Origin of the sequence: Vibrio sp. 10N.286.51.B11 (genome assembly GCF_041469245.1) — a bacterium.
GTDB lineage: Bacteria > Pseudomonadota > Gammaproteobacteria > Enterobacterales > Vibrionaceae > Vibrio > Vibrio crassostreae_C.
Genome location: NZ_JBFRKI010000030.1, coordinates 156,332 through 165,098, shown reverse-complemented (window position 1 = coordinate 165,098; position 8,767 = coordinate 156,332). Strand labels below are relative to the sequence as shown.

The window sequence follows — 8,767 nt, the reverse complement described above, 5'->3', positions numbered from 1 at the left end:
CGCGATGAACCTTATTTAACCCTCTCAAAAGCCCTGTATCTATCATAGATAAACAAAACCCCTCAGCTCAGCACTCAACCCACAAATTATTATTCAACATCACCGTACCATACAATCAAGGTATTTACGGCCTGTAAGCAACTAACCCTCAAGCGCATCCCCTTGAGCACTGGATTCGTTTAACCATCGACTTGAACCCGCCTGAGTATTTCATGAAGCATTGGCGCTAATAGAATGATGGCTAACCCTGCCCTTCTAGTTATGAAAGAGTTGAAACACTACTTATTGCTGTTGCTAGGAGTCTTGCTAAACAACCCAAAAGTGGAGGTTTCAAAAACAGTACGGGAGTAATCAGCCGAGTTAATGCTTATTAGTAGACCACGCACAACAATACGTTCATGTGTAGACGTCGCATTAGTACATACCTTGAGAACGAAGTCGAAGTTTTCTAGCTCTGGCGATTCCAAAATAATATTGGCATTGTTTAGCTTTGAATGAGAGCCAATATGACCTGTTGTCAGCTGAGATTAATCATGACTGAGGTTAGTGGTGATCGGCGATTGGGGAGAGGATAGTAACTGAAACTGATAATGACTACAGTTAATACTGAATGAGCTTAATGATATTGTCTTAAACTATGTGTAACTGATAACTTCAACTTAAACGACAGGCACAAAAAAGCCTCCAAACCCTGAGGCTGGAGGCTATTGCGATAGCTTAATATTAAGTGTTATTCGGTTAGATTACTTTTTGTATTGATCGTGCGATACGTCTAGTTGGTAGAAAGTCGCTTGTGAGTAATCGTCTAGGTCGCCGCTGATGTTTTGGTTGTAAACACCTGCTTTGAAGTACATGTACTTGCCGCCTACGTCGTAACCGCTGTTGCTCATATCAACCACTTGTACAACGTCGTCTTTGCCTTCACGCATTAACGTTACAGTCATCGTGTTGCCTTTAACGTCAATACGGTAGCTGAACACTTCGCCAAGTGCGATACCATCGTCACCCACTTCAGCCGTCATGTCGCCCACTAGAGGGTAGAAGTCCTCTTTAGTTGCATCTTGGCTTTCGTGTGCGAAGTAAACCGCACCCGTTGCTTGGTTTGGCAGTTTACGGTAGTACAAACGAATTGGTTCATCGTTTTGATCGTGAATCTGACCAATGATAAAGCGGCCTACTTCGTTCGCATTACCTGTTGTTGTTGCGTGATCGATTTTCAACGTTGCTTCTAAAACGCCATCAATACCAGCAGCAGCTTCTAAGTCAGACTCAGGTGCGCTTGAGAATACCCAGTTGTTCTTGTTAACACCTTTCGTACTGATAGACTGGTCACCACGGCGCATCATTTCGCGAAGCTCTGTACGCGCATACTTAGTATTTTTAGAGGTACGAACACCTTTCACGTAAGACTTGAAGACTAGACCACCATCGTCAGCTGTGTAGAAGATCTCTGGGTGTTGGTAACCGTTTGCAAGGTTCCACTCAGAAACATCATCAGGCTTACCGTTTTTGTCATGGTCGAATGGTTGAGATAGGTACCAATGCGTCATGTCAAAGTTTTCGCTTGGCGCGTTACCTGCAACTGGTGTCGCTGGCAGGCCTGTCGGAACTGGCAGTGCACTGCGTGTGTCACATTCAACTGAGGTCTCACAAGGGTAAACCGCTGCTACACCAAAGTTACCTGAACGAAGATCTTTGCGCGCATCTTTACGTGCTTTTTCCACTGCTTTCATTTCAGCGATAATAACTGCTTCTGCTGCTACCACGTCTGAAGTGATGATATGGCTAGCAGGACATGCGTTAATGTTACAGTTAACCGCAGCTAACCCTGTCACACTGTTCCAACCATTTTTGGTGTTACCGTGACCAACGTATCTTACGTAGCGCGCTTGCACTGCTGGCTCGAATTGGAAACGCTCTAGGCCGATCGCTTTACCTGAGCTCAGTTGGTTTTCAAGTACGGTTGTCCAGGTTTCACCATCGACACTTACTTGAATATCAAATTTAGACTGGCGCTCGTTACCTTTGCTGAAAGATGCTTGAACCGCATCAAATTCTTGAACTGAACCATAATCTAGCATTGCCCACTCACCGTCACCCGCTGAAGACCAACGTGTAGTTAGGTCTTGGTCAATGAGACGATCAGGTCCGTTACCATCATGGCTACTAGCGGCAACAGCAACTGGCGTCAGAAGCGCTTCACCAGTTTCTTTGTTATTTGGGAAATCAACAGTCGGTGTGCTCGTGCTCGCACAACCAACTGCAAGTAAAATAGAAGAAGCGAGTAAGGTTTTTAGAGTAATTTGTTTCATATCTAATCCATTATTATAATACAAAGACAGCGTTCGTAAGTGAAAGATAAATTGGCAAACACGAGCTATAAGGCGTTTTCTCTCTCAGTATTTGCGATAACACAAAAATATTACGTAATCTTATAATACAAATAAAACACTTCGTTGAATAAATGAGACTGGGAACACTTTTCGCTTTTTCCATACTTTAACTGGATCACACTTCCTATTGATAAAAGACAACATATGAAAATTTAGAATGCGAAATGGGCTATCAAGGGCGAAAAATCCGAGCGGTAATGGTGAGAATGTGCATCACTCGAGCAGAGCATTTATCGTTCAGAACATCTCATTTAACAGTGTCGCAGCAGTTAAAAAAAGACCACATTGTTAGGAATCAATATGGTCTTTAAAGCAGTCATTGTTGTTACTCAAACGTTAGCTAATTCAATAATGTTCAGCTCTAAGAGAACTAAAGCTCACATCAAACACTTCACCCGCATAGTCGCTATCAGGCTTAAATTGTGGGTAGATGCCCGCTTTGAAATAGAAAGCGATGTCTGTCGATGTCCAATCTGATGTTAACGAAACCGTGTCCCCATCTTTATCTGTGTAATCTTGTCCCCAAGGGATTAAATGAGAAACGGTGTTGGTTCCATCTAAATCATGAGTCGCCAAGTAGATACCGTCTTGATTGGCACGAATCGTATATCGCCACTCTTCACTTGCCGAATAAGTCCCTAACTCGACACTGAACGGGTCACAATGATTACAGTCTTGGTTGTTGCGCTCAAAATCAGAGTTCAGTATCACTCTTACTGGCTTACTCTCGCCTTCCCATAATAGTTTCACCAATGCTTGATTGATCTTCCAACCATGGATTTGTCCAAGTACCACTTTTGGATCTTGATTGTTGATGTTCGGGTAATCTTCAATTCGCAAGCTTGCGGTTAACTCGTGACTGGTAGCGTTCGTTCTAGTGTCGTCCAAATACCAACTTGTATCTTCATCGCTGGTGCTACAATCCGGTTGAACACTGCTTTGATACAACTCCCTGAGCTCAGAGCGAATATAGCTAGAGTTTTGGGTAGAGGTGCCGTATCCCATATCCGCTCTAAAGTGCATTCTTCCTTCATCAGTATTGAAGTAAGAAAGATCAATATCACTGTCGTACACATCGCTGTCATTTGAAAGAAGATCTTTACTCGATTCACAACGTTCTGGTTCTAACTCAGCAGCACTGTCACCACCGCTTCCATACCAATCATTCTTACTCGGTGGAATAGTCAGCTTCCAATCATTAATGTCCCAATCGTTTGATCCATCGATTTGAGTCGTGGTGTATCTCAACGCCTGATAGTAAGCAATCGCTTCACCATTCTCAAATTGGTTATAGATACCCGCTTTGAAGTAGCTCAATAAATGCTGCCAGTAAGCGATGTCTTGATTCACTTTTACTTCATCATTCACTTTGAGCGACAGTGTGTTCTCATAAACAGAAAGATCAAATTTGGTAAAACTGTCCAATTCCGCCTCACCTAAATCGTAGCGATTGTATGACGTGGCATAACAATCCGAAGAGTCAGCAGCGCTGCTACAATCAATGGCATTGTTTTTCATGACTGCCCAGTAGTGACCTGTGAGGCCATCTCGTTCTTGCTCCCAAACCACACGCAATAGCGGATGAGGGATATAACCCGTACCACTCTCATCAGTCCCCTTATTGTGTATCTGCAGCAACGTCACTTCATCATGGTCGGCAGGTGAACTCGCCATTGCATGCTCGATATCAGGTAAGCTTATTTCCGCATACAAGCTTCGTCTTACACCCGTTTCATTGATATCGAAGTTTTCTCCCTCACGAACCTCAGAACGCATCTTGTAGTTCGTCATTTTGAAGATAAGATTTTCCGTCTCTTCATCAGCATAAAAATAATCACTGACATAACCATCGAAGTTACCATCTTTGACTTCAGAGGTTTTATTGCCCTCCTCTCCATTAGGATCAGAGACCTGAAGATCTGAGCTGGAAAGGATGTTTTGATACTTGGTAATATCATAGGGAGCAACAACACCAGCGGGCATTCCTGGGTTATTGGTATCGGAAGGATCACTGCTGTCACTGGAGCTGCTTCCACCGCAGCCATACGTAAGCGAAGCGAGTACTACGACGAAGATTGGCTTATTCACATTTATCTCACTTATCCATAAGAATAGAGTGACAATGTATATTTGTACTATTTTATGTCAATTATATATTTATCAGAATGTGAGATGCGGCAAATGAAGTGGGATGAATGAGTATTGCGTAGAGTTAGACTCAAGAAAAACGCAGAAAGGCCACTCTAAACTCGCAAGCTATTGAGTGGCTCTCAGATCAACAACTAAACTTAGTATGTTGATTTTTAAATATAAATATTAGAAAAGTTAAACCTTAAAGCTGCTCATCAAGTCACTAACGCTGCCGTTAAGTGTTTTGATTTCTGCTGATTCAATCAACTGATCTTGGCTTAGCTTATTAAGCTCCTCAACAAAGCTTTCAATCTTATGCATGTTCTTAGCAATGCTCTGAATAAGGGCGTTCTGCTCAACAGACGAACCCGAAATATCGTTATTAAAACGACTTACCGTTTCCATCTGTTCCGTTAGCTTGGCCAACATATTTACCGCTTGAACCACTTGGGCACGCGTCATTTCACAGTTACTTTTGGTCAACTCAATCGATTTAACCAAACCATCTGATTTAGACTGCAAGCCAGACAGCGCTTCATCAATTTCAGAAGTACTGATTTGAGTTCGGTTGGCTAACGCACGGACTTCATCAGCAACCACCGCGAAACCTCGGCCATGCTCACCCGCTCTCGCCGCTTCAATTGACGCATTCAATGCCAGCAAATTAGTTTGTTCCGCAATTCCTCCAATCACAGACACGATAGACTGGATGCTCTGCGTTTCATTCGCCATTGAGCGAATATCATCAGAGGTGGTGCAGACTTGCTTCTCAAGATCACTGATATAGGTTTCCGTCACGGTGTTAATTTGTTTCGTCTCATCACTGAACACAGCGGCCTCTCTTGCTGCTTCTGCCGCCGACTGAGAACTCTTCTCGACTTCGTTTGATGCTTCAGATAAGCCGTTAATTGCAGAGACCACTTGAACCGTTTCATCAGTGTGAACTTTCAGTACATCGCTGGTTTCTTTACAACCTTCACGAATACTCAGTACCTTAGTATCGAGATCCGAGTTCTTAAATTTGACGTCCTTAACCATCTCTTGCAGACCAATGATGAACAAGTTGATGTCTTTGGCGATATGCCCTAAGTCATCATTCCCCTTCTCAACAAGCCTTTGAGTCAGGTCTCCGTTACCTTGAGATAGATCGTGGACGATTTTTCTCAGTGACACGATTGGGCGGTAGAAGCGATTCAGCAGTAAAATCATCAATATCACCGAGCCAAGCACACATGCCACGATAAGGATACGCGCACTCGACATCACGCCATTCAACTGATTGAGCGCGAGTTCAGGATCGATACTAGATATCATGTACCATTCTTTCTGGCTGCCAATATCCACTTTCTTGGCCATCAAAATTCTCTGGTTGCCATCAATCACACCCTCAATGAATTGGTCAGGTAGTTCAATAGCTTCATTGAGTTTCATTAAGGCGTCAGCAGAAGATATATTGCTCTGTGGAAGCACGTTTTCTATTGTGGATGCAATTACCATCCCTCTCTCATCCACGATGATACCTTTGGCTTCGTAGATGCTATCTAGCTGTTTGAGCTGAGTTTCCAAATCATCAAATCGAATGTCTGCCATGATGACGCGATCTTGGTATGAGTAGGTCACACCGATCATAGGCACTTGAGTACTCTTAGTGAAAAACAGATCACTAAAAGATAAGCCTGATTTCAATTTCGCTTGTTGATACCAAGGACGAGTCGTTGGGTTGTATTTTTCTTTGATTCCAACACCGTTTGGGAAAGACTCTGAAGGGCGAGAGGTATAAGAACGGCCGTCGTCAAAACCCACCACAATCTTGTCAATGCCACCCAGCTTTGCAGCATAATGCATGAGTGCTTCATTCGGCACTTGGTATGGGGATTTCATGAACTCTTGTGCAACAGAGTTAACGGTATCGATGGTGCGCTGAACGGTATTTTCTATTTGATTAATTTCTATCGTTAACGAGTGATCAATCTCGTTATAAATCGTTTGGTTTACTTGATCAGTCGCCAAGTTAAGCGTGAACCAGTTCGTAAATGCCAAGGCACTGGAACTGACGATCGCCACCATTAAAATCAATTTTCCTTTAAACCCTAGAGACAATTTTGAATTCATAAAACTCATAATCCATATCAACCTATGTCTATTATTTTTATCCGAATGAAATGGTCATTTTTTAGATATTCGAAGATACGGGAAGCAAAACTTGTTCATGCCGTTCCATCGTCACAACCATCAATTTAATTAATATTGTATGTTTAATTTACTGCACTTTCTGTGAGCAATCTTGACATATCAAAACTGGTTAAAATCACCCTGTGACATAGGTATCATTTATGAGTTTGAACTTTTAACATGATTAGAAAGGAATAATTAACCAATTAAAAATGATCAACTTTCAGATGATTACCTCACAACTTCGCCGATAATGCCTCCACTCAAATTATTCATATCACTTTCGGTCACCTGACTAGGAAAGTGAGCCTTAGGTCACATTTTCACTAACCAACCATTCACTCAAGGCATTCAATCTTAAAATTTATTTGTAATACAATAAGCCTTAAGTTATGGTGTGTTTGAATCATAACTTAAGTTCTTTCTGGATGCTTTTGTTCAGTTCAAAGTGATAATTGAAGCAGCCGCTTTAAGGTCATTGAACTCGTTTAACGTAGAAACTGTCGGGGGATCTCGTTATTCGTTTTTTCACTTTCTATTGATCATTTGTTTTTCCAGACGGCTCGTCCGAACATGCCCATACAGTCACCAGCTGTGTGGGTTTTTTTTACTTTCTTTTCAGACCCGATATACGAGCGGTGTTAAGCCATCGCCAACAATCAGTTAAGTGCACTGGTTTAAGCTTGCGAGGAAAAGTGAGTGAGTTGGTGCTAGAAGGCTTTGAATTTACAAATAGATATAGATATAGATATAGATATAGATATAGAAACAAAAATAGGAATTGAGGCAGTAACAAAGTTGAACAGAGTTTTGAGTAGGTGTAGCTGAGGAAGTAGAAGTAGAAGAGTTTAACGAGGGAACAAAGGGTTGGGTATGGCAGATAAAAACGAACCTCGCTGAGGTATCGCCGCCTAAAAAGACAGGCAATACCCTAGCGAGGTCGTACGTCGATTACTTCTCTAGTTTAGCGAAGTAGTCGAAGATTACTGGTACGTCGTTGTTACCCATTCCTGCGTCAACAGCAGCTTGTAGGCTAGTTGCAGTACCTTGAGCAATTAGAGACTCAGTACCTAGCTCTTCACAAAGAGCAAGGAAGTAACCAAGATCTTTGTTAGCGTTAGCAACAGAGAAACCTAGCTTCTCTTCGCCGTCTACTGCGTAGAACTTACAGAATTGCATGAATGGTGAGTTAGATGGACCTGCAGACATGATGTCAAACAGTTGTTGGCCATCAACACCAGCGCGTTGAGCAACAGCGAAAGCTTGAGACATAGTCGCAACAGTCGTCATACCCATGAAGTTGTTTACAAGCTTAGTAACGTGACCAGAACCTAGAGCACCTAGGTGGAATACGTTTTCGCCTTGCTCTTCAAGAACAGGTTTAACTTTGTTGAAAGTTTCCATGTCGCCAGCAGCCATGATGTTCAGAAGACCATCTTTAGCGTGTGCAGGAGTACGGCCTAGAGGTGCGTCGATCATGCCCGCGCCTTTTTCAGCTAGAGCTGCGCCGATTTTCTTAGTAGAAGCAGGGATAGAAGTACCGAAGTCTACTAATACTGCGCCTTCTTTGATACCAGCTAGAACGCCGTCTTCGCCGTAAACGATTTTTTCAACAACAGCTGAAGTTGTAAGACAAAACTGAACGATGTCACTTGCAGCAGCTAGTTCTTTAGCAGAAGTGAATGCAGTCGCATTGCCGCGATCTGTAACGCGAGCAACAGCTTCAGCGCTTAGATCCATTACGTTTACGTGGTAGCCGCGCTTTTGTAGGTTTTCAACCATGTTGCCGCCCATAAGACCTAGGCCAATGAAACCGATTACAGGTTTAGTCATGTTCAAACTCCAAATATAGTATTGTATGATTATATGGTCATTATAATAACGACGTCTTTTCCGTTACGCAATAGTTTTAGGGTAATCCTTCAATGCTTAGACGCAAGTTGTGACGGGGATTCACTTTACGAGAAAATATGGTCACGCTTTGTACTTACAAGAGCGATATCCCAATCAAAAAATAACCTATTGATGAAATAATGCACTCTAAATGTCATACGATTAATGAGAATAAGCCA

4 protein-coding genes are annotated in these 8,767 nt (G+C 42.5%); all 4 read right to left on the bottom strand.

Annotation, left to right across the window (positions count from 1 at the left end; genetic code table 11):
* Positions 1–743 precede the first annotated feature (743 nt).
* The 4 genes from AB4154_RS15920 to AB4154_RS15905 all read right to left on the bottom strand — a co-directional run bounded on the left by AB4154_RS15920 (position 744) and on the right by AB4154_RS15905 (position 8,528).
* A complete protein-coding gene (locus AB4154_RS15920; protein WP_017069952.1) occupies positions 744–2,312 on the bottom strand; it encodes a polysaccharide lyase family 7 protein in 1,569 nt (522 codons plus the stop codon).
* Between the two features lie 426 nt (positions 2,313–2,738).
* Positions 2,739–4,481, bottom strand: coding sequence for a polysaccharide lyase family 7 protein (locus tag AB4154_RS15915; protein ID WP_372123533.1), 1,743 nt, complete (start codon positions 4,479–4,481; stop codon positions 2,739–2,741).
* Positions 4,482–4,718: 237 nt separating this feature from the next.
* Positions 4,719–6,590, bottom strand: a complete 1,872-nt coding sequence (locus tag AB4154_RS15910; RefSeq protein WP_372123536.1) for a methyl-accepting chemotaxis protein — start codon at positions 6,588–6,590, stop codon at positions 4,719–4,721.
* Between the two features lie 1,056 nt (positions 6,591–7,646).
* Positions 7,647–8,528, bottom strand: coding sequence for an NAD(P)-dependent oxidoreductase (locus AB4154_RS15905; RefSeq protein ID WP_004733521.1), 882 nt, complete (start codon positions 8,526–8,528; stop codon positions 7,647–7,649).
* Positions 8,529–8,767: the final 239 nt, after the last annotated feature.

Coding starts and splice junctions, on each gene's coding strand:
- AB4154_RS15905 (WP_004733521.1), bottom strand. CDS start 8,528: ATGACTAAACCTGTAATCGGTTTCATTGGCCTAGGTCTTATGGGCGGC.
- AB4154_RS15910 (WP_372123536.1), bottom strand. CDS start 6,590: ATGGTGGCGATCGTCAGTTCCAGTGCCTTGGCATTTACGAACTGGTTC.
- AB4154_RS15920 (WP_017069952.1), bottom strand. CDS start 2,312: ATGAAACAAATTACTCTAAAAACCTTACTCGCTTCTTCTATTTTACTT.